This is a genomic window from Rubellimicrobium roseum (genome assembly GCF_006152145.1).
In the GTDB taxonomy this organism is placed as follows: domain Bacteria; phylum Pseudomonadota; class Alphaproteobacteria; order Rhodobacterales; family Rhodobacteraceae; genus Rubellimicrobium; species Rubellimicrobium roseum.
In genome coordinates this window covers 1-20,214 of record NZ_VDFV01000059.1, presented here as the reverse complement: position 1 = coordinate 20,214, position 20,214 = coordinate 1, and the positions used below count along the sequence as shown (strand labels likewise).

General features: G+C 64.4%; 14 protein-coding genes and 3 pseudogenes. 7 read left to right on the top strand and 10 right to left on the bottom strand.

Translation table 11 applies throughout. The annotated features are described in order from the left end of the window. Positions 1-221: hypothetical protein (locus FHG71_RS24060; RefSeq protein WP_218014184.1), on the top strand; the 221-nt coding region annotated here is incomplete at its 5' end. Between the two features lie 111 nt (positions 222-332). Beyond that, positions 333-2,147, top strand: coding sequence for a calcium-binding protein (locus FHG71_RS20470; RefSeq protein WP_139083552.1), 1,815 nt, complete (start codon positions 333-335; stop codon positions 2,145-2,147). A 293-nt stretch (positions 2,148-2,440) separates the two neighbouring features. Here the strand turns inward: FHG71_RS20470 and FHG71_RS20465 are convergent, their stop codons facing one another. Further along, complete coding sequence (locus FHG71_RS20465) at positions 2,441-2,956, bottom strand: GNAT family N-acetyltransferase (RefSeq protein ID WP_218014183.1); 516 nt, start codon at positions 2,954-2,956, stop codon at positions 2,441-2,443. A gap of 212 nt (positions 2,957-3,168) precedes the next feature. Then, positions 3,169-4,614: an IS1182 family transposase gene (locus tag FHG71_RS20460; protein WP_139083550.1), complete on the bottom strand. Its 1,446-nt coding sequence runs from the start codon at positions 4,612-4,614 to the stop codon at positions 3,169-3,171. Between the two features lie 221 nt (positions 4,615-4,835). Between FHG71_RS20460 and FHG71_RS20455 the strand changes: the two genes are divergently transcribed. Continuing rightward, positions 4,836-5,231, top strand: a complete 396-nt coding sequence (locus FHG71_RS20455; protein WP_139083549.1) for a (R)-mandelonitrile lyase — start codon at positions 4,836-4,838, stop codon at positions 5,229-5,231. Positions 5,232-5,307: 76 nt separating this feature from the next. On the opposite strand, the gene FHG71_RS20450 is transcribed toward FHG71_RS20455, so the two are convergent. After that, complete coding sequence (locus FHG71_RS20450) at positions 5,308-6,228, bottom strand: sulfotransferase domain-containing protein (RefSeq protein ID WP_139083548.1); 921 nt, start codon at positions 6,226-6,228, stop codon at positions 5,308-5,310. A 129-nt stretch (positions 6,229-6,357) separates the two neighbouring features. Between FHG71_RS20450 and FHG71_RS20445 the strand changes: the two genes are divergently transcribed. Next, positions 6,358-7,260, top strand: a complete 903-nt coding sequence (locus tag FHG71_RS20445) for a LysR family transcriptional regulator (RefSeq protein WP_139083547.1) — start codon at positions 6,358-6,360, stop codon at positions 7,258-7,260. Positions 7,261-7,389: 129 nt separating this feature from the next. Here the strand turns inward: FHG71_RS20445 and FHG71_RS20440 are convergent, their stop codons facing one another. The 4 genes from FHG71_RS20440 to FHG71_RS20425 all read right to left on the bottom strand — a co-directional run bounded on the left by FHG71_RS20440 (position 7,390) and on the right by FHG71_RS20425 (position 13,794). Beyond that, positions 7,390-10,722, bottom strand: a complete 3,333-nt coding sequence (locus tag FHG71_RS20440; RefSeq protein ID WP_176559540.1) for a PAS domain S-box protein — start codon at positions 10,720-10,722, stop codon at positions 7,390-7,392. Between the two features lie 610 nt (positions 10,723-11,332). Continuing rightward, on the bottom strand, positions 11,333-12,025 hold the full coding sequence (locus FHG71_RS20435) for a hypothetical protein (RefSeq protein ID WP_139083545.1): 693 nt from the start codon (positions 12,023-12,025) through the stop codon (positions 11,333-11,335). Between the two features lie 161 nt (positions 12,026-12,186). Further along, positions 12,187-12,609 carry an NAD-dependent epimerase/dehydratase family protein gene (locus tag FHG71_RS20430; protein WP_139083544.1) on the bottom strand — a complete coding sequence of 141 codons (423 nt, stop codon included), beginning with the start codon at positions 12,607-12,609 and terminating at the stop codon, positions 12,187-12,189. 324 nt (positions 12,610-12,933) lie between these two features. Further along, a complete protein-coding gene (locus FHG71_RS20425) occupies positions 12,934-13,794 on the bottom strand; it encodes a hypothetical protein (RefSeq protein ID WP_139083543.1) in 861 nt (286 codons plus the stop codon). On the opposite strand from FHG71_RS20425, the pseudogene FHG71_RS20420 reads away from it, so the two are divergent. Further along, positions 13,781-14,487: pseudogene (locus FHG71_RS20420) on the top strand (IS6 family transposase). The gene FHG71_RS20425 and the pseudogene FHG71_RS20420 sit on opposite strands and share 14 nt — an antisense overlap. Positions 14,488-14,815: 328 nt before the next feature. On the opposite strand, the pseudogene FHG71_RS24420 reads toward FHG71_RS20420, so the two are convergent. Then, positions 14,816-15,052: pseudogene (locus tag FHG71_RS24420) on the bottom strand (transposase); the annotation flags it as partial. 452 nt (positions 15,053-15,504) lie between these two features. Here FHG71_RS24420 and FHG71_RS20410 point away from each other — a divergent pair. Beyond that, positions 15,505-17,313, top strand: a complete 1,809-nt coding sequence (locus FHG71_RS20410) for a methyl-accepting chemotaxis protein (RefSeq protein ID WP_176559539.1) — start codon at positions 15,505-15,507, stop codon at positions 17,311-17,313. Positions 17,314-17,417: 104 nt separating this feature from the next. Beyond that, entirely contained in the window at positions 17,418-17,891 is a 474-nt protein-coding gene (locus FHG71_RS20405) for a chemotaxis protein CheW (protein WP_139083540.1), read from the top strand. Between the two features lie 658 nt (positions 17,892-18,549). Here the strand turns inward: FHG71_RS20405 and FHG71_RS24415 are convergent. Both FHG71_RS24415 and FHG71_RS24410 read right to left on the bottom strand, forming a co-directional pair. Continuing rightward, positions 18,550-19,134: a transposase gene (locus tag FHG71_RS24415; RefSeq protein ID WP_246045544.1), complete on the bottom strand. Its 585-nt coding sequence runs from the start codon at positions 19,132-19,134 to the stop codon at positions 18,550-18,552. Positions 19,135-19,670: 536 nt separating this feature from the next. Beyond that, positions 19,671-19,991: pseudogene (locus FHG71_RS24410) on the bottom strand (transposase); the annotation flags it as partial. Between the last annotated feature and the right edge of the window lie 223 nt (positions 19,992-20,214).

The following is a 20,214-nucleotide window of genomic DNA, read 5'->3' as shown; positions in this document are numbered from 1 at the left end:
GGATCCTCCTCGTCAGACAGGCTGACACTACAAATGGATCCATTCTCGGGAGACAGGCCAAGGCTTCGACGTCCGTCGCCTTCCTCCGGCTTATGTCAGAGGACGTGTGGGCGATCAACAAAGACACTGCACAGGCCCTCAGGATCGACCAGCACTTGGGCGCGCCACAATCCTTAGAGTACCGCAACATCCCAAGGGATCCATCCGAGCGCAGCCTCTAGGGAACGGGTTATGGCCTTGACCGGAATACTCGGCCGTAGGCGTTGCGCCGCGACAACCTTCCGCTAGGTCTCCGCCGACGGCCGCGGTCGGCCACGTGTGGAGCGTCAGCGATGGGCAAGCAGTTCCTGGTCAACTCGTACCAGAACAACTGGCAGCGGGAGCCAGACGTCTTGGCCAGGCCCAATGGCGGCTTCACCGTGGTCTGGTCCAGCTACTTCAACGAGTTCGACGGCGGACCCTCCAGCTATGTGCTGTCAGGTCAGAGCTACGACGCATCGGGCCGCCGCGAGGGGGGTGAGTTCATCATCGACGCGGTGGACGGAGGAGCCTCGACGGTGCCCTCCATCATGCCTTTAACAAACGGCCGTTATGCGATCGGCTGGTCCTACTCGTCCGACGGCATCCTGGGCCGCGAGCAGTCCTGGGTGCAGGCCTTCAACGTCGACGACACGCCGCGGGGCTCTGCGGCGCGGGTGGACACCAGCCAGCTATTCCAGGCAGTCACCACGCGGGTGGCAGGCACAGGCGATGGCGGCTTCCTGGCCCTCTACATCGCCGACCAGTCGGACTCGAACTTCGACGACGTCTACGTGCGCCGCTTTGACTCGAGCGGCCGAACCCAAGGCAAGGACGTGCGCGTCAACACCAAGGTCGACTTCCTCGACCAGTACGGGGTGGAGGCGGTGTCGCTGACGAACGGCAACGTCCTCGCCATCTGGAACAGCGAGGAGACGCTGGACGGCCCGAATGGCTCGCGCGACTTCGAGATCCGCGGCTCGCTGTTCTCGCCCGAGGGCAAGGCCATCCGTTCCGACTTCCACATCACGATCAACGTGGGCGCGATCTCCTCCTTCGGCCAAGGCGCCCATTTCGACGTAACGGGGCTCCAAGGCGGGGGGTTCGCAGTGGCCCGATTCGACTATGGCTTCCGGCACGGCACCGAGAAGGATCCGCTGCTGCTGCAGACCTTCGACGCCGCGGGCCGGGCGACGGCCAAGCCCGTCACCGTCTACGCCACGGAGGAGGTGCAGTACGACGCCGAGGTGGCGCAGCTCGCGACCGGCGAGATCGTGGTGGTCTGGGAGCAGCGCCCGATCAACGGCGACGTAGGCGAGGACCTGTACGGCCGCATCTTCTCGGCCGGAGGCCGGGCTCTCACAGGCGTCTTCCAGGTGGGCGAGAACTTTGACGGCTATGACGTGCAGGAGGAGGCCTCGCTCAAGGCGCTGGCCGGAGGAGGCTTCGTGGTCGCCTACACGCACGACAACCTGGACGCCGAGGACGAGGGAGTCGCCGCGCGCATCTTCGGGCGGGGAACCGGCGGCAACGACTCTCTGGGTGTAGATGGGAGCGGCTACCTCGCCGGGGGCGGGGGCAACGACGTGCTGACGGGCAACGGTAGGTCCAACGTCCTGAACGGCGGCTCGGGCAACGACCGGCTGCGCGCCGAAGGGGGCAGCGACGCCTTGTCCGGCGGGGATGGACGCGACGTCCTGCTGGGACAATCCGGCCACGACAGTCTGCGCGGAGGAAACGGCGACGACACGCTGGACGGCGGCAGCGGGGCGGACCGGCTCGATGGCGGAATGAGCAAGGACCGGCTCCACGCAGGGAAGGACAGCTCACGCGACGTGTTCGACTTCAACTCCATCAGGGACAGCCGCCCCTCGAGCCACGACATCCTCCTCGACTTCGACCGGGGCGAGGACGTGATTGATCTGCGCGGCATCGACGCACGGGGCGGGAGCAGTAGGAACGATGGGTTCGACTACTCTGGTCATAGGGCTCAAGCACACTCGGTGTGGTGGAGCGAGCGCAATGGTGACGTGGTGGTCTCGGCCGACGTCACGGGCGATCGAACGGCGGATTTCCAGCTCAGGCTTGATAACCTGACGCGGTTCAGCTCGGAAGATGTCCTGCTCTGAGCCGAGATGTGAGGCGCCAGCTTCGAGAACGTCCAAGGCGGTCCCGTGGTGGTCGTGCACTCGCAATCCTTCCGTCCGATATGGGCTCTGATCCATTCCGCAGCTTAGGCCGGGTCTGATCACCTTATTGGGCTATCCCCTTGCGAACACTCCGAATTGCATGCTTGGCCGCAGCTTTGCTCCGCCCGGAAAGACCTGTCAGTCGCTCACGACGGTTTCGGTACCGTCCTGTGCCCGTGACTTCCGCACAACTCAGGCTGTTGATCAGCGCAGGTCAGGGTCTCTGTGCATCTTTAAGAATTTTGCACATCGGCATTTTGCGGCGGAGCCACTTTCTTCCAGAAGTGTGAACCGTCGCTTGGCAGCGCCTCGAACCCGCAGGCCACATAGACTGCTTGAGCGGCGGGGTTGTCCGGCTCGGTGCCGACCACCATGAAGTCGCAGTCGAGGGCCCGCGCGAGACTGGTGGACGCTTCGATGAGGCGACGGCCGATGCCAGAGCCTCGGACCTCCGGATCGACGTAGAGGTGTTGGAGGTACAGGCGTCTGAGGCCGAAGTGCATCTGCGCAGGCGGACAGGACGCGGCGTAGCCCACGAGGGAGCCGCCCACCTCAGCCACCAAGGTCAGCAGCCAAGGTGCATCCCCCAGAACATCACGTGCGAGAGTGTCGAGACTCACGCGAGCGGGGTCTCCATAATGCGCCGTCAGCGCCGTCACCATGCGCAGTAGGTCTGGCAGGTCCGGCTGCTCGACCCTCCTGATATGCACCTCAGGCTGGCCGTCCACGTCTGTGTCTGTGCTTTCCATTCGGCATCGTAGCATAGCCACGATCATCAGCGCTGTGGTGCGTATATCTTGCAGACCGTGTGAAAACGCACCCGGACGCCGAGCGACAGGGCGCTGTGGGCCCTCAATGATGGGTGTTGACCCGCTCTGGGCTGTTTAGAGGCGGTAGGACGAACTGAGAGATCACGAAACGCCCCGGGTCGTCACCAGCCATGGCGATCTTGGTCGCACCCTCACGCCGTTATGGCGACGATCAGGCCGGGCACCCCGACCAGGGTGATGGCGCGTCGAATGTTGTAGGCGAGCGCCGTGAGGCTGAACTCGCCGCGGACGTTCTCCAGCCTGCGCATCAGAAAGGCACCCTGGTTCATCCATTGCTTGATCGAGCCGAAGGGATGCTCGACGCAGGTGCGGCGCTGATCGAGGACCTCGGGGCGGGCTGCGAGCCGCGCAGCCATGCGGTCAAGCACGGCCTCGTTCTCCAGGCGCGAGACGTGCCGGTAGCTTTTGGTGCAGCGCGGTCGCAAGGAGCAGGCCAGACAGGCCTCGCGGTTGCTGTAGTCGATCTTGACGTTGTCGCGTGACTGCCCACGCCGGCACGGGCGGAGGGTCTGGCCGCCGGGACAGGTGAATGTGTCAGTGGCCGGGTCGTAGCGGAATGCCTCTTTGGGGAAGAAGCCCTCGCGCACGGACGAGCCCCGCACCGGCTTGGGGACATAGGCCGTGATCCCAGCTGCCTCGCAGGCCTCGATGTCCTCGATCTTAAAGTAGCCCCGGTCAGCGACGGCCTCGATCTGCCCGACTCCGAGCGTCTCCATGGCGGCCGTGGCCGTGGCAGCTAATAGCCCCATGTCGACCACTTGGCTGTGGATCTCCTGTTCGGCGATCAGCTTATGTTTAGCGTCGACGGCGACCTGGACGTTGTAGCCCACACCCACCTTCGTCATCCGTGCCATGGCCCGGCTGTCGGGGTCCGTGAGCGAGATCTGGTCCTCGCCGGTGCGCTCCAGCTCGTCCGGGAGTGCCTTGTGCCGCCCGCGCTTGCCCCGGAGTGCTGCGATCTTCTCGGCCAGCCGAGGATCTCCATGAGCAGAGCCACCGCTGGCGCCGCTCGCTCCGTCCTCGTCAGCGTCGCCCTCGTCCAGGCGCTTCAGATACCCAGCCAACTTCTCGTCCGCTTGCTGAATGAACTTGGTGAGCGCAGCGCGCGTGAAGTTGCGATCCTTGTTGTTGACGGCCTTGATGCGGGTGCCGTCCACGGCCAGCAACTCGCGGCCGAACAGGTCGAGCTGCCGGCAGAGCACCACGAAGGACCTGAACACCGGCCGAAAGGCGGCGCGGTTGTCGCGCCGGAAGTCCGCGATGGTCTTGAAGTCCGGCTTTAGCCCTCGCAGGAGCCAGATCACCTCGATGTTGCGGTGCGTCTCGACCTCCAGGCGCCGGCTTGAGCGCACCCGGTTCAAGTAGTCATAGATGTAGAGCTTCAGGAGATCTGCCGGGTCGTAGCCCGGCCGACCTGTCGCCTTTGGGCGGACACGGGCGAAGCCCGCCCCTGCGAGGTCCAGCTCGTCCACGAAGGCCTCGATGAAGCGGACCGGGTTCTCCGGGCCCACATAGTCGTCCACCGCCTCGGGCAGGAGCAGAAGCTGCGTTCGGTCATGTCCAGACAGATGTGCCATGGCCGAGACTACCACGACGGCCCGCTCACCCGTCAGAACAACCCACCGAGTTCTCACACGGTCTGCTTGATTGGCGCAGGTCTTGGGGAAAGACGCACCACGGTTGCTGCACGCTTCACAGGATGTGAATGCGCATGAGTCGATCAAGGTCGTGGTAAAACTCTGACGCAAGAAAGGGCCGGCCCCGCGCCGGTTCCTGTTTCACCCGAAGGAGTCACCCCATGAAGATCCAGCGCGCCGGCTCGCTTCCATCTGGCCAAGGGCCGTCCGAGTGGTTTACGGGCCGGGTTCGCTTCGACCCGCTGTTCGCGGCCGAGGCGCCCTCCCGAATGGCCGGAAACCTGATCACCTTCGAGCCGGGGGCACGGACAGCTTGGCACACCCACCCGCTCGGCCAGACACTGATCGTCACGCAAGGCTTGGGCTGGGTGCAGCGCGACGCCGGGCCGCGCGAGGAGGTCCGGCCCGGCGACGTGGTCCGCTTCGACCCTGGCGAGAAGCACTGGCACGGCGCCAGCGCGACCACTGCTATGAGTCACATCGCGGTTCAGGAGAGCGAAGGCGGGTCCTATGTCACCTGGATGGAACAGGTGAACGACGAAGACTACGGGTCCTAACTGCCCTTGGACAAGCTTAGGCGAACACGGCTGTGGCGGTTAACGCGTCGCTGCATCACTCCGGCCTGTACCATCATCAGAGACCCTCGCCGGTTTTGAGCCAGTGGGCGCAGTGATATCCCAGTTCCCTGACAGCCCGAGCCTCGTACTCAGTCACCTCGGCCTCGCTCAGGATACCCTGCCACCGGCCGTTGGTGCCCTTGTTGATGAAGGTCGAGGCGCCGCCCTCCCAAGGCGCGCCACCCAGGGGCGCGGAAAGTTCGGCATGGGCCTTCATGTAGTCGAAGGAACAGTGCTCCAGGATTGCGGGGAAGGTCGCCTCGTCGATCTCGATGTCGAGGAAGGCCGCGATCTCGCGGATCGATCCGACGAGGTCGCGCTTCAACTCGTTGAAGTGGACGAGCTTGACGTTGGGCAGGTGCCGGATCTGCCACCAGGTGCGGATGTTCTCCCAGAACGACCAGAGCGGCGCGCCGTCGCCGTCGAACCAGTCGCGATAGTAGTCGTGGGCCGTGCCCGTCGGACGGTGGATCGTCGGGCCCACAAGACCGGGGGTGGTGTTGAGGGCGTCGTAGATGTCGTCCTTGGCCTTAACAAAGTGGTTGTAGGCACTCCAGGCCGCGTCGCGGCCATCGCGGGCCACGTAGATGTACTTGGCCTTGGGAGAGAACACGAGCGCATCCACCGGCAGGTGGGTCTTGAGGAAGCGGCGATGCGTCTGCTCCTCCAGCGCGTCGATAGCCTCCTGCGGAACGATCCGCATGTCCACCCACGGAGAAAGGACAGGGACATTTACCCCCTCGGCTCCGTTGAAAATGAGCTGGCTCACGATCTGCTGCGTCCAGGTCGTGCCGGACTTGGCCCAGGTTGCGACGACGATGTCGCCGTCGCGGAACTGGAAGCCGTTCCACCGGGTCGAGTCCATGTGGTGGTTGTGGATCTCCCGCGTCTTGATGGGCACGGCGAAGCGGGCGTCGAACTTGGTGTTCAAGAACATGATGGTCTCCGATCAAAGCATGCGCCCAGCCCCTGAAATACGTTGAGGCGGGTGCTTCAGGTTTGCCGCAGGGGAAAGGGTCTGGGAATCCCCACTGGCGCCGAAGCCTTCTGCGTTTATGCAGAACCCATGTTCGCTTGGGACGACATACGTCTGTTTCTCGCGGTTGCGCGGCTCGGCTCCACCCGCGCAGCAGGGACGGAGCTCGGGCTGAACCAGACCACGGTCGCGCGGCGAATGGAGGTGTTGGAGCAGGACCTAAAGCTCAGGCTTTTCGATCGAACAACCCGGGGGTTCGCCTTGACGGATCAAGGGCGGGCGTTGCGCGAGGCTGCGGGTGCCATGGCCGAGGCGGCCGAGGGGGTTCACAAGCGGGCTGAGGCTCTGGCGCGGAGTCTCAGGGGCACGATCCGGGTTACTGCGCCGGAAGCGCTCTTTACTCACATCGTGGCGCCCATTGTGGCTGAGTTCCGACGCAACCATCCCGAGGTTCTAATCGACTGGGACTCCTCCGAAGGCTTTCTGGATCTGGCGGCTGGGGAGGCGGACTTGGCCTTCCGGGCCACCATTGCCCCTGTGGACGAACGGCTCCACGGACTGAAGCTTTCCGAAGTTGCCTGGTCGGCCTATTGCAGTCGGGATTACGCGGCCGCTCACGGAATGCCGTGCGGGATCGAGGATGTCCGGGACCACGCGGTTGTCGCATTCACCGGGGCGATTGGGCAAAGGCCCGGGGACCGGTGGTTCATGTCCCATGCCGATCCTGCGCGCATTGGAGGCTCGTCCAACACGGTCACGAATGTGGCCAGTATCCTGAAAGCGGGGATGGGAGTCGGCTGCTTGCCCTGCTTTCATGGCGACAGCGAGCCCACGCTCCTTCGATGCTTTGCGCCACCGCCCCAGATGATGACTGCGGTCTGGCTTCTCACGACCCCCGAGACGGCCAAGCTGCCTCGCATCGAGGCGTTCATAAGGTTCGCAACGGCGCGGGTTCGGGCGTTACGACCGATGTTGCGCGGAGAGAGAATCTGAAGGACTCAAACCGCTGCCGTGCCTCGGCCCATCCTAAAGGGCTGGACATGACCGTGGTTCCCCACCTGACATCATCATCATTCTCACAGACGGATCGCATCGCGCGAGGAGCGCGCAAGGCCCACAAGCTCATGTTTTGTACGACTGAGCAGGACCGCGGCTCAGGGTGTCCGCAAGGAGATCTCCTTGCGCACACAGCCGTCCAAGAAGTGTTACGAGGTCGGCCAATCGGAACGGCTTCGACAACACGGTCAGCCCTTGCATCTGCTCGGGGGTCAGGCTGGCGTAGCCGGTGATCATCAGCACCGGGAGCTCTGGCATGCGCTCCTGCAGCTGGGCAGCAAGCTGAGCCCCCGACAGGCCCGGCATCATGTGATCTGTTACCACGGCATCGGGTTGCAACCCGCCCTGAATGGTCTCAAGCGCCGCCGCGGCGTTGTCGACAGCCACCACCTCGTATCCGAGATCACGCAAGCCCTCCGCTGTTGACTGCCGCACGAGGTCCTCATCATCGACCAGAAGGATCACAGCTCGCTGCGACTTAGGTAGAGCAGCCTCTTGTGTGGCCTGCGACTGGGCCGGCGCATCGGCCGTCGGAAGCCACAGCTCGGCGGTGGTGCCCTGCCCCACTTGGCTCGAGAGATTGAACAGCCCGCCCGACTGGGCCGCCATCCCGTGCACCATCGAGAGCCCCAGGCCCGTGCCCTTGCCGAGGCCCTTGGTGCTGAAGAAGGGCTCGACCGCGCGGGCCAGCGTGGCCGCGTCCATCCCCGTCCCGGTGTCTGAGACGGACAGGCGTACATAATGCCCGGGCGTCAGCCCGGGGACAGAGCAGGACGCAGCTTCATGAGCTTCAGCCCAGATTCTGAGCTGTCCGCCGTCTGGCATGGCGTCCCGTGCGTTGACGCTGAGGTTGAGCAAGGCGAGCTCAAGCTGGTTGGGGTCCACCAGCACGGGGGCGAAGCCCACAGGCACGTCCACGCTGACCTCGATGGTCGGGCCCAGGCTGCGGCCGATCAGCTCGCGCATGCCCCCGATGAGGTCGGCCAGACTGACGGCCCGGGGCTGGAGCGTCTGCCGTCGGGCAAAGGCCAGGAGGCGCTGTACCAGTGTCGTGGCCCGTTCGGCCGACTGGAGCGCTCCCTCGATCAGGCGTTGCGAGCGCTCGTCGGCGACGCGCCGACGGAGGACATCGAGCCCGCCCACGATGGGGGTGAGCAGGTTGTTGAAGTCGTGCGCGATGCCGCCCGTGAGCTGGCCGATGGCCTCCATCTTTTGGGATTGCTGGAGCGCCTCCTGGGTCTGCACCAGCTCGGCCGTGCGCTCGGCCACGCGCGTTTCCAGCGTCTCATTTGCCTGCTGGACCGCCTGGAACAGCCGGGCGTTGTCGATGGCGATCGCCGCCTGCGCCGCAAGACCGACCATGAGCCGCTCGTGCCGCTCGGTAAAGCGCTGTGGTTCGGGATGGCCGAAGAGCAACCCCCCCAGCACCTCGCCCGAACGGGACACAACTGGCACACCCAGATAGCTGCGGACCGGCAAATGGCCGGGCGGCATGCCGTGGTGTGGCGCCATCTGGCCGTAGCGCGGGTCCACGAGGACATCATCCGAACGCACCACACCTTCGTTGCGGAACGTCGGTCCAAAGAGTCCCGTGATCCGGACCCCGCCCAGGCCTTCAAAGTCCGCATGCTGCGCTCCGGAGAGCGTGTAAAGCAGGAACTGCTCGTTGCCCTGGTCCAAGATGTTGTGGAAGAAGGCCCCGAACCGAGCTCCCGTCAGTTCCACCCCAGCGTCCGTGAAGCTCTGGACCAGACGCTCCAAATCGAGCTCGCCTGCCATGGCCATGCCGGCCCGGTTCAGCGTCTCAAGGATGTGCGACTCCTCGCGGAGCGCCGCCTCGGCGGCCTTACGGGCCGTGATGTCCATGAACGCCGCGACGGCCCCCGCTGGCTGACCCTGGTCGTCCAAGAGCGGGGTAGCGTTGCCAAACAGATCGATGTGGCTGCCGTCGTCAAAGGCCACGCGGTACTCACGATCGGTAACGGGCTGCCCCCGGGCCGCCGTCTGAACCGGCAGATCGCGTGGGAGCAGCTCGCGCCCATCCGCATCCAAGAACCGGAAGTGACTGGTCGGAGTTCCGGGCGCACTCTTGGACGAGTTCGCGTCCTGTGGCACGCGAAGGAACTCATGCGAACGGGCGTTGCCGATGATCTCGAGCGCCTCGGGGTCGTGAGTGATCCAGATCCCGGCAGGTACCGCATTGAGCACCGCCAGGAGTTCCTCTGCCTGAGTGCGCTGGACGGCCTCGGCTTCCCGAAGCGCCGCTTCGGCAGCTTTCTCGGCTGTGACGTCCTGCACCAGCGTATAGAAGCCCTCGATGCGCCCGTCGGGTGACTTGCGCGGGATGTACTCCACCTCGACATGGCGCGGCGCCGTGGTGGTGTAAGGCATCACCTGCTCAAAGGTGACCCGCTCACCCTGCAGCGCCGCGTCCATGTGGTGGGCCACGCTGGCAAAGGCGGCCTCACCCACAATCTCGCGCACAGGGCGGCCCAGGATGTCCTCGCGCCGCCGCGGGAACCACGTCTCGTAGATCTTGTTGGCGAACTGGTAGCGGCGCTCGGCGTCGATGTAGGCGATCAGGACGGGCATGGCGTCGGCCAGAGCCTGGAGTTCCTGCTGTTGCCGTACCACCGCGTCGTCCGCGGCCTTCATTTCGGTGATATCGAGTACGGTGCCCATGAACCGAACGGCGCGCTGCAGTCCCGCCACCTCGGCAAAGGTCACGCGCCCGCGTGCCTCCACCCAGCGCACCGTTCCGTTGGGCCAGAGTGCGCGATGCTGGCTCCGGTACTCGCCGGTGCCGGCCGGATCGAGCGCCCGCTCGATGCGCTCGATGACCCGGAGCCGGTCTTCAGGGTGCAGGCACGACAGGAAAAGGTCGTCAGTGATCTCGACCTCGGACGGGACACCAAACACAGCCCTGCACTCGGCCGACCAGCGGAGCTCTTGCGTGATGGGGTTCCAGTCAAAGGTACCGACGCCCGAGGCCTCTTGTGCAAGGCGGCGCCACTCCTCGGCATCCCGGACCTTCGCGTCCGCAGTGCGAGCCGCCTTCTCGGCGGTCTTGAGGTCGTGGATGTCGGACAGGATGCCCAACCAGTATCGGATGGTGCCGCGCTCGTCGCGCTGCGGTGCTGCTGGCCCCTGAAACCAGCGGTCTGCGCCATCTGCACGACGGAGGCGGTACTCCATCTCGACGGGCTCGCCAAACGCTTGGGCTGCATGCCATGCCGCGGCTGTGCGCTCACGATCCTCCGGATGGATCAAAGACGACCAGTGGAACCCCAGCAGCGTGTCGGCTGACCGGCCCGTGTACGCCTGACAATGTTTGTTCGCGTAGAGGGTCGCGCCATCCGCATCGGCGATGAAGCCCAGCAAAGGGAGGGCGTCCAGCATAGCCTTTGTGGAGGGCTCCAGGTCATGACCCACGTCCTCCAAATGCGCGGGCCGCAAACGCTCTGTCATAGCCTGATCCAGCCTTGACCTCGGACTCACGCGGTCCGTGGATCCGTTCCGGATCATTGAGGCACCTTCCCGCGTGCTGCAACCTTTAAGAGAAGCCCCGACACAGTTCCCGAACCCGGGTCCGCCGTGAGTGGCGCCAGTAACCGTCAGGCCCACCCATTGGGGCTGATCTCCGATGTCTTGATCCATTCAAGATAGGGACGGACACCTACGTCGTCGGGGATGGCAACAACGGAACCAGGCACGCTGGCCTTCTGACTCAGACTGCCAAGCCTCGGCGCCATCAGGTTGGTGCTGGCATCGCTCCAGAGGCCCAAGCTCCTTCCAAGTAAGTTCGCGAAATCAGAAAAGGAACAACCGCCTCACGTACACGGCGTAATCCAGGTGTCTGGAGACGTAGACCCACTGACCGAGGGGGGCGGCTTTGGTTTGGTCGCTGCCCATATAGCCGTCCACCAAGTCGGAAGCTGTTGACCTGGGTCCGGCGCTCATTGTGGCCTAAGCGGCGGAAGCGAACTGTATCTCGGAGGGACGCCAGCGGTTAAGTACTGGGCCGCCTACGGCGGCCACGCACCATGGACCCCAGCAGCCCGAGCCCGAGCAACTGCAGTCCCAGCGTAGCGGGGATAGGCACCGGAGCTATGGTGCTGGCGTCTGGTGCGAAGTCTGAGATCTGGGTGTTGTCCTCCGGATCAACGCCATTCGGCGCATAGCGCGGCCACAAGTTGTAACGATAATGGTCAAAGTCGAAGCCGGTGGAGGGCAGCAAGCTTTCGCTGAGCGTCACGCTGATCTGGCCAGCTTCTATGTCGATGGCCGCGGGATCGAGGTTGGCGGGCGGCGTGCCAGCCAGCAGGTCCAGGACGAAGCCCGTGCCATCGGCAAAGAGCGCCACCACCGCATCGAAGGTCACGCCTTGCCCGACCGGTGGGTCCACAAAGGTGAGGAACTCCTGGCCTTGGCCCCGATCAACCCCCCAGACGTAGGACGAACCTTCGGTTGTGCCGATAGCGGCCGCGTGCTCGCCGATCAGACGCACCGTGTCCGGCCCTGTCAGTTCCACAGTGATACCTGTGACGTCGAGATCGCCGTCCTGCGGGCCCGCATAGGTCGCAAGGAAGTCTCCGGCAGGATCTCCAATGGTCACAGCGCCTGCGGATCCAGCGGCCATGATCAGCACAAAGGCGCTCGCAACACTGGCGAGCCACCCAGACGTAACGTCACTCATCCTCATGATCTGTCCTCCACCCAGCCCCGGTGGAGCGCATCCCCACGGGCGCTGGTAACAGAGTACACGACTTCGGTCGTTCCAAGAACGGCATGATTCCAAGTCGGCTAGCCACCGCTGGGCCGACACGCTGATCTTAGCCGACCTTCAAGGAACGATCAGCTGGATCACTGGTCGGCGCGCGCATCAGGTAGTCGCTCAACGTAACCACACCGTCTGAGGGGGTCGTCTTCAGTGGCGGGCACGGCAGCGTTGTGGCCGTAGACCCAGATCGTGCCGCAGTGAAGGAAGTGCTCCACACGGCCACGCAGCGTCTCGACCAGCCCCTGCGTGCTGGACAGGTCGACCGAGATCATGTCGATCACGATGTGGGGCCGCAGGTCCGCGATGCGGGAGCCGAACTGCCCGTCGGCCTCCTCGGCGGTCCGGTCCGCCTCAACCTGTTCGACCCGCGCCCAGGCGGCGTGCGGCCGGTAAGGCGCGGGCGCACCGCGGCTGACGTTCACCACGTCATGCCCACGCCCCACCAAGGATGGCACCAGATAGGTGCCCACATGGCCGCTGCCGCCGATCACCACCACACGCGCCATGTCCAGTTCCCCCCGGAGTTGCAGTGCCACAGGATGCGCCGGTCGCACCCGTGGAGCGGTTCTCGATCTCGTCCGACGAGATGGGGCAGTCGTGAGATTGATCGAGGAGCTTGTCGAAGATCGGTCGGCGTCAGGGTGAGCTGCTGATTTCGTCCGCAAGCATGCGCCCTGCCCCAATCCCTCCATTGGCATCTAGCTACGGATCGGGACTGTGGTCGTCGAAGGATGAACGCGTAGTCCAGAGCCATGGACAAAACCTCCCAAAGATTTCGCAGTTTTGGCCCTTAGCCCTGTCTTGGCCAACGCTTGGAACCACCGGGCCAGCTACGTCGGGAGAGTAACGACCGTTTCAGGAGAGCTTTCGATGTTCGGCTCCCCCTCCGGCAGGAACAGGAGTACTTCCGTCTTCTCGGCCTCGACCGCAGCCAAGTAAGCGGGGCCCACGATGCCGCGCCGAATCAGGGTCGACCCGAGATCGGCCAGTGAAGCAACAGAGGCCACGGTTTCCCGCAGACCCGTCACCAGCGTTTGAGTCTTAGGCAGTGCCGCCCGTCGCAAGCGGGCTGCCTCGTCGGGATCCGTGGCAGTCCGCGCGGCGAGGCGCGCCAAGGCATCGGGAGAGAGAGGCAGGCTTAGTTCGAGGAAGCGCCGGGCCTGTCGCTCGGCAAGGCGCTCGGCCGCGGCTACCTCGTCGATAACGAAGAGCGCGCGTGATCCGGCTTCGTGGCAGAAGCGGATAGCGGCAGCGAGCGACAAGAGGAGTTCGAGGTCGGCCTCGGAGAGCGCGATCCGGTTCGTGAGGTCCGCCTCGCTCGCGAACTGCGCCTCTAGACGGCCCGCGTGGCACGCGAGCGAGACCTGCGCATTCTCTGCGACCCGCTGCGGGTCACGACGGCTCGCCAAGCTATCCACCGTCTCAAGGTCGCTGCCGATATCGGCAAAGACCCCCTTGAGCTCGTCCTCCCTCCGGAGCTTCGTGACCAGATCGATGCGGTCGCCCAGGTTCTCGACGTGATCCCCGATCGCCTTGAGCCGCCGCAGCATCAGCGCAAAGCCCCCAACGGCCACCCCGAGGCCTACGCCCGAGACGGCCAGCGTGCCGATCGGCTCCGTTGCAAATTTAGGCAGCCTGGGTTGATAGAGCTCAGAGTGGCGCGATGGCGGCGGGCCGATGAACGACTTCAAGGGGTGGCACTTCAAGGGTCAGGTCATCCCGTGGGCCGCGCGATGTTACTGCAAGTACGAGGTGAGCTACCGCGAACTGGAAGAGATGCTCGAAGAACGCGGCGTCGCGGTCGACAACACCACGATCTACAGATGAACCCAGCGCTACGCGCCCGAGATCGAGAAGCGGCTGAGGTGGTACTGGCGCCGGCTGCGCTCGACCAGCTGGCGGGTAGGCGAGACTTACGTGAAGGTGCGCGGTCTCTGGGCGTACCTGTACCGCGCCGTGAACAAGCAAGGCGACACCATCGACTTCCAATTGTCCCCCACCAGGAATGCCAAGGCGGCCAAGCGCTTCCTCAGCAAAGCGCTGCGTGGGCGGAGAACCTCGGAGCGCCTCAGAGTGATCAACACCGACAAGGCTGGATGCTACGGCCCCGCCATTGCTGCCCTGAAGAAGGAGCGCCGCCTGCCCAAGGACACCCAGCTCTGGCAGATCAGTACCTCAACAACATCGTTGAGGCCGATCACGGCAAGCTGAAACGCCTCATCCGTCCCACTCTGGGCCTTCAGTCCCTGCGGACTGCCTATGCTACCATCAAGGGCTCCGAAGTCATGCGCGCCCTGAAGAAGGGCCAGGGCTCCGTCTTCCGCTACATGTCCAGCGTCTATGGCGAGGTGAGCCTCGTAAACCTGAACTTCGGGCTCTGCTGATCGGCCAAGGCATGACAGCTTACGCTCTGCGGAGCGCCGACACCCTAATCGCCAAAAGGTTTAGATTTCGTTACCGTTCACGAACATGGCCTGTCCGGTGTTGGAATCGATGGTTCCTGAGGCTTGCCTCATTTCCGGTCGAATTACTGCTGAAGGAGAGTGACCGGCCTTCTGCCGGGGTGTGCAAGAGATGGCGCCGTGATGCAAAGGATGGCAAACACCGACCCGGCTGGTGCGGCTGCGGTCTGCAATCAGCCACGTGCTGCAAAGCCGAACACATGAGGATGCCATCACGGAATCTGGCCCGATGGCGGCGTCGCCGCTTTCGACGCCCGCGTGGGTCGCGCAGGTTGAGATGGCCCAGGCGGGAGTCGAGCGAGCGGTCATGGTAGCCGCTGCGCCAGTAGGAGCGCTCGCCGCTGCGCTTGTATCTGCCGGCCCCGATCAGCTCCTCCACGTTGGCCTCCATCAGGATCTGGCGCACGGTCTCAGTCAGGCTGTGGAGGAAGTTGTCTTCACCAGCCCTTTGCAGCGCCTCCAAAAGCGTCACCGTGTCTTCGGTCATTAGGTTCTCGTAGCTTGAGGTGTTGTCGGACAACTCCACCTGAGCCGCACGCCCCGATGGCCACTCCCGTCTACACCGGAAAGTCCACCACCTCCGTGGACTCTAACCACCTAGACATTACGGAAATCTTAAAGGGAAAAGGCGAAGACTGGTCAATCACGACCAAGTTCACAGCCCATCGCGTCGTCTGCAAACTTCCATGGCCGAGTTCTTCGATCAGCTTGGCATAAAGAGATTCTTCACACATCCTTGGTAGGCCTTCTGCCGAGTGATCCGAGCGGTCCTGTTCACGCTGAATTGACGCCGAATTATCCGCTGTTTCCGCAGGAGGTTCCATGCACCTTATTCACAGCTCCATTGGCAGCCGAGTCGTAGCAGCCTTCTCCGCCCTGCTCGTCGTGGTCGCTGCAATTGGCGCATGGAACCTAAGCCTCATGCAAGGTAACCAAGCCGTGAGCCAAGATCTCGAGACGCGCCATGCGACCCTGGAGCAGGCTATGCTGGCGCGCTTTGCTCTTGCCCGGCAGGAAAACTCGATGCGTGGGTTCATGATCACCCGCGACCCTTACTTCTCGGATCGAGTGGGCGCACACCTCGAGAAGTTCAACAAAGCCTTGGACAAGCTCGAGGGTATGCTGTCAGGCCCGGACGTTCGGGACCGGATCGGGACGGCTCGAGAAGGCGTCACCATCTGGCACAAGGAAATCGTGCAGCCGATCCTGCGCATGGCGGCCAGCGACGCAACCTATCCCGAAGCCCGCTCGCTGATGGTCAGTGGTCGGGCTGACGAACTCATCGCCCCCGTCGAGGGCGTGCTGGACGGCATTCAGGACGAGCAGAACGCCGTCATCGAGGCGCTACGCGCTGACGACAGCGCGATCAGCCGCCGCTTCATGCAGGTCATGGTTCTCGGCTTCTTGGGAGCCATGGGTCTGGCAGCCCTTCTGGGATGGATGCTCGTTCGCGCGATTGCAAAACCTGTCGGCACCTTGACCGAGTCCACGCAAGCCCTGACGAAAGGCGATCTCGACGTGGTGGTGCCAGGGGCGGAGCGCTCCGACGAGATCGGGCGCCTCGCGACCGCCCTCGCCACCCTTCGCGATGCAGCCAAACGCGCCCAGATCCTCGAAGCCGAGGTGGCCGAGCAGTCCCGGAGAGCTATCGCCGAGGCCGAGGCGACCGCCCGCGACCAGGCCTCCGCCGCCGCGGCTTTCAGCGCGACCCTCAGCCGCTTCGTGGCCGGCGACCTGACTACCCGTGTCGAGGCTGACGTGTCCGACGCCTACGCGACCATCAAGCGAGACCTCAACGCGGGTCTCGAACAGATGCGCGTGCTGCTGGCCGGCATGCGCGACGGCGTGGGCGAGATCCGGGCCAGCACCACGGAGATCGCCACGGCCGCCGAGGACCTGTCGCGCCGCACCGAGACGCAGGCCGCCAACCTGGAGGAAACGGCCGCCGCCGTCGAGGAGATCACGTCCACCGTCAAGGCCGCCGCCGAAAGTTCGGCCCATGCCCGGCAGGTCGTCTCCGCCACCAAGTCCGACGCCGAACGCAGCGGCGAAGTCGTCGAGCGCGCCGTCGCCGCCATGAGCGCCATCGAGGGCTCCTCGCGCCAGATCAGCCAGATCATCGGCGTCATCGACGAGATCGCCTTCCAGACGAACCTCCTTGCGCTCAACGCGGGAGTCGAGGCCGCGCGGGCCGGCGAGGCGGGCCGTGGCTTCGCCGTGGTCGCCACCGAGGTACGCGCTCTCGCCCAGCGGTCGGCCGAGGCCGCCAAGCAGATCAAGGGGCTCATCTCGTCCTCGACGACGCAAGTGGACCAGGGTGTGAACCTCGTGGCCGAGACCGGCCAGGCGCTGCGCCGAATCGTGCAATCCGTGAACGAGATCAACGAACTGATCTCGGCCATCGCGGCGGGCGCCTCCGAACAGTCGGCGGGATTGGCGCAAGTCAATGTGGCCATCGCGCAGATGGACCAGATCACCCAGCAGAACGCCGCCATGGTGGAGGAAACCACCGCAGCGGTTCGGGTGCTCGCATCGCAGACCGAAGGCGTTGCCCAGCAGGTGGACCGCTTCCGCACAGGCGGGGGGCCGGCTACCATCGCCTCAACGGAGGCGGGAGCGGGCGGCCAGGGCCGGCCGGAGTTCAGGGCAGCCGCCCGGCGCGAGCGGGCCGCTGAACCGAAACGGATGCTGCGCGTGGCAGGCGGCGCGCCCCGCCCGGCACAGGATGACGGCTGGGAGGAGTTCTGAGCCAAACCGAAGCGGGCGCTTACCCTCTGAGGGGGCGCCTCACGCGGGATCTGTATCCGTCGGCACTGCGGGCAGTCCGACTTCGGTCGTGGAGTAACTCGCCTATGAATCTCACGCTTGACCACGCGCCTCGGGATGTGCACGAACTCGTCGCCTTCCGCATCGGCCAGCAGGAGTTTGCCGTCGACATAGCCTTCGTCCACGAAATCCGTGGCTGGGTGCTCGAGACGGCGCTTCCGCACGCGCCCCACTACATCCGAGGCGTTATCAACCTGCGGGGCAGCGTGCTTCCCATTCTCGACCTCGCCGAGCGTCTCAGGTTGGCCAAGGCTTGTCCTACTGCACGGCACGTCATCATGATCGTGAATGTAGGCTCGCAGATGCTGGGGCTCCTTGTGGACGAGGTGTCTGGCATCCAAACCGTGAAGGAGACTAGCTTCCGGCCACTGCCCAAGGTCGGAGCTGGACTCACTTGCCAGTTCGTTCAGAGCATACTTGCGGTGGACGGCCGAATGATCGTGGTCCTCGCCTTGGACGAGGTCTTTCCTGTGGACGCCGACATGTCGGTCGCAGCATAGCAAAATTCGATCAGGATGATGGCGCAATCACTGCGCGCAGTGCTTGAAATTGGTCACGCAAACACCTCGCGCTCACGGCTCGAACACTCGCGGCGGATCACGTCGCGCCTTTCGACCCCACCCTTCCGCCGCCCGACAATGAAGGGCTGAACAACAACTATAACTATGTCGGCCGAGAGAGCTTCTACGAGCCGGGCAATAATCTCTGATGCGACCAGCAAGGTCCGACCCTGGTCTGCACGGAAGATCGAGCCGACGGCGAACCGTGACATCGGCTCCGGCGCCCGGCCTTACATCTGGGCGCTGACCCGACTGTCTGATGGATGTCAGTGCTTATGCTGTGATGACAGGGAAGGTGCTCAGCCGAGCGCTGGGTCCCACGAGACTGGATAGCCTGTGCATATTCGCCTCGCCGACGCGCTAGCTTATAAGCAACGCCTAGCATGAGAGGGATCTGACGCATGGTTTTGGCCAAGCCAGAAACCACCCAGACCGTGTGGAAACGCATCCGGCGCCGAGCGACAGGGAGCTTTGGACCCTCGGTGACGGACGGTGACCCGCTTTCGACTCCTGTGGGGTCGTAAAGCGAACTGAAGAGCGAACTGAGCGATCAGGAACCACCCCGGGTGGTCACCAGTCAGCCAGCACAGGCGTGCTGTTAACCCTTTGCCGCGGCGATCAGGCCAGGCACGTCGACCAGGCTGATGGCGCGACGCATATTGTAGACGAGCGCCGTCCGGCTGAACTCGCCGCGGACGCATTCCAGCCGGCGCATCAAGAAGGCGCCCTGGTGCATCCATTGCTTGATCGTGCCGAACGGGTGCTCGACAGAGGTGCTGCGCTGATCGAGTACCTCAGGACGCGCGGCGAGCCGCGCGGCCATACGGTCGAGCACGGCCTCATTCTCCAGACGCGAGACGTGCCGGTAAGTCTTGGTGCAGCGAGACCTTAGGGAACAGGCCATGCAGGCTTGGCGGTTGCTGTAGTCGATCTTGACGTTGTCCCGTGACCTTCCACGCCGGCATGGTCGGAGCGTCTGCCCGCCGGGACAGGTGAAGGTGGCCGGGGCCGGGTCGAAGCGGAACGCCTCTTTGGGAAAGAACCCCTCCCGCACGGCCGGGCCGCGCACCGGCTTGGGCACGTAGGGGGTAACCCCGGCCGCCTCGCAGGCCTCGATGTCCTCGATCTTGAAGTAACCCCGGTCAGCGACGGCCTCGATCCGCTCGACCCCAAGCGCCTCCATGGCGGCTTTGGCCGTGGGCGCCAGCAGCCCCAGGTCGAGGACTTGGTTGTGGACCTGCCTTGCTCGGCGATGAGCTTGTGCTTGGCGTCGACGGCGACTTGGACAATATAGCCCACGCCCACCTTGGTCATGCGCGCCATGGCCCGGCTATCCGGGTCCGCGATCGAGATCTGGTCCTCGCCGGTGCGGTCCAACTCCTCCAAGAGTGCCTTGTAGCGCTTCCGCTTGCTCCGAACGGCCGCGATCTTCTCGGCCAGCCGAGGGTCCTCGCGGCCGGGGCCGCCACTGGCCCCTCCGTCCTCATCAGCGTCGCCCTCGTCCAGTCGCTTCAGATACCCGGCCAGCTCCTCGTCGGCTTGTTGAGCGAAGGCGGTCAGAGAGGCGCGCGTGAAGTTGCGGTCCTTGTTGTTGACGGCCTTGATGCGGGTGACATCCACGGCCAGCAGCTCGCGGCCGAACAGGTCGAGCTGCCGGCAGAGCAGCACAGAGGACCGGAACACGGGCCGGAAGGCGGCGCGGTTGTCACGCCGGAAATCGGCAATGGTCTTGAAGTCCGGCTTCAGGCCTCGAAGCAGCCAGATCACCTCGATGTTGCGGTGGGTCTCGACCTCCAGGCGCCGGCTCGAGCGCACGCGGTTGAGGTAGCCGTAAATGTAGAGCTTCAGCAGGTCAGCTGGATTGTAGCCCGGCCGACCCGTTGCCTTCGGCACGACACGGGCGAAGCCGGCCGTCGCAAGGTCCAGCTCATTCACGAAGGCCTCGATGAAGCGGACCGGGTTGTCCGAACCCACATAGCCGTCGACCACCTCGGGCAGGAGCAGAAGCTGCGAGCGTTCATGTCCAAACAGATGTGCCATGGCCCAGAATACCACGGCGGCGGCCTGTCTACCCGTCAGAATAACCAGCCAAGATCTCACACGGTCTGCACCGTTTCTGCACCTAAGATGTGCACATGCTAACTGGTTGGTCCGCTTAGGTCGGGACGCGTGCGCGTCAGTGAAGGCTTCTGCTGAACTGGCCCCTGTTTCGACCGGACACCTGGGCATAACCATGGAGGCTTAGGCATAGCCCTAAGCACGT

Excerpts from the sequence above, each read along its gene's own strand:
- FHG71_RS24415 (WP_246045544.1), bottom strand. The coding sequence starts at position 19,134 with ATGGAGGCGCTTGGGGTCGAGCGGATCGAGGCCGTCGCTGACCGGGGT.
- FHG71_RS20445 (WP_139083547.1), top strand. The coding sequence starts at position 6,358 with ATGTTCGCTTGGGACGACATACGTCTGTTTCTCGCGGTTGCGCGGCTC.
- FHG71_RS20460 (WP_139083550.1), bottom strand. The coding sequence starts at position 4,614 with ATGGCACATCTGTCTGGACATGACCGAACGCAGCTTCTGCTCCTGCCC.
- FHG71_RS20435 (WP_139083545.1), bottom strand. The coding sequence starts at position 12,025 with ATGAGGATGAGTGACGTTACGTCTGGGTGGCTCGCCAGTGTTGCGAGC.
- FHG71_RS20405 (WP_139083540.1), top strand. The coding sequence starts at position 17,418 with ATGAATCTCACGCTTGACCACGCGCCTCGGGATGTGCACGAACTCGTC.
- FHG71_RS20450 (WP_139083548.1), bottom strand. The coding sequence starts at position 6,228 with ATGTTCTTGAACACCAAGTTCGACGCCCGCTTCGCCGTGCCCATCAAG.
- FHG71_RS20440 (WP_176559540.1), bottom strand. The coding sequence starts at position 10,722 with ATGCTGGACGCCCTCCCTTTGCTGGGCTTCATCGCCGATGCGGATGGC.
- FHG71_RS20470 (WP_139083552.1), top strand. The coding sequence starts at position 333 with ATGGGCAAGCAGTTCCTGGTCAACTCGTACCAGAACAACTGGCAGCGG.
- FHG71_RS20465 (WP_218014183.1), bottom strand. The coding sequence starts at position 2,956 with ATGGAAAGCACAGACACAGACGTGGACGGCCAGCCTGAGGTGCATATC.
- FHG71_RS20455 (WP_139083549.1), top strand. The coding sequence starts at position 4,836 with ATGAAGATCCAGCGCGCCGGCTCGCTTCCATCTGGCCAAGGGCCGTCC.
- FHG71_RS20430 (WP_139083544.1), bottom strand. The coding sequence starts at position 12,609 with ATGGCGCGTGTGGTGGTGATCGGCGGCAGCGGCCATGTGGGCACCTAT.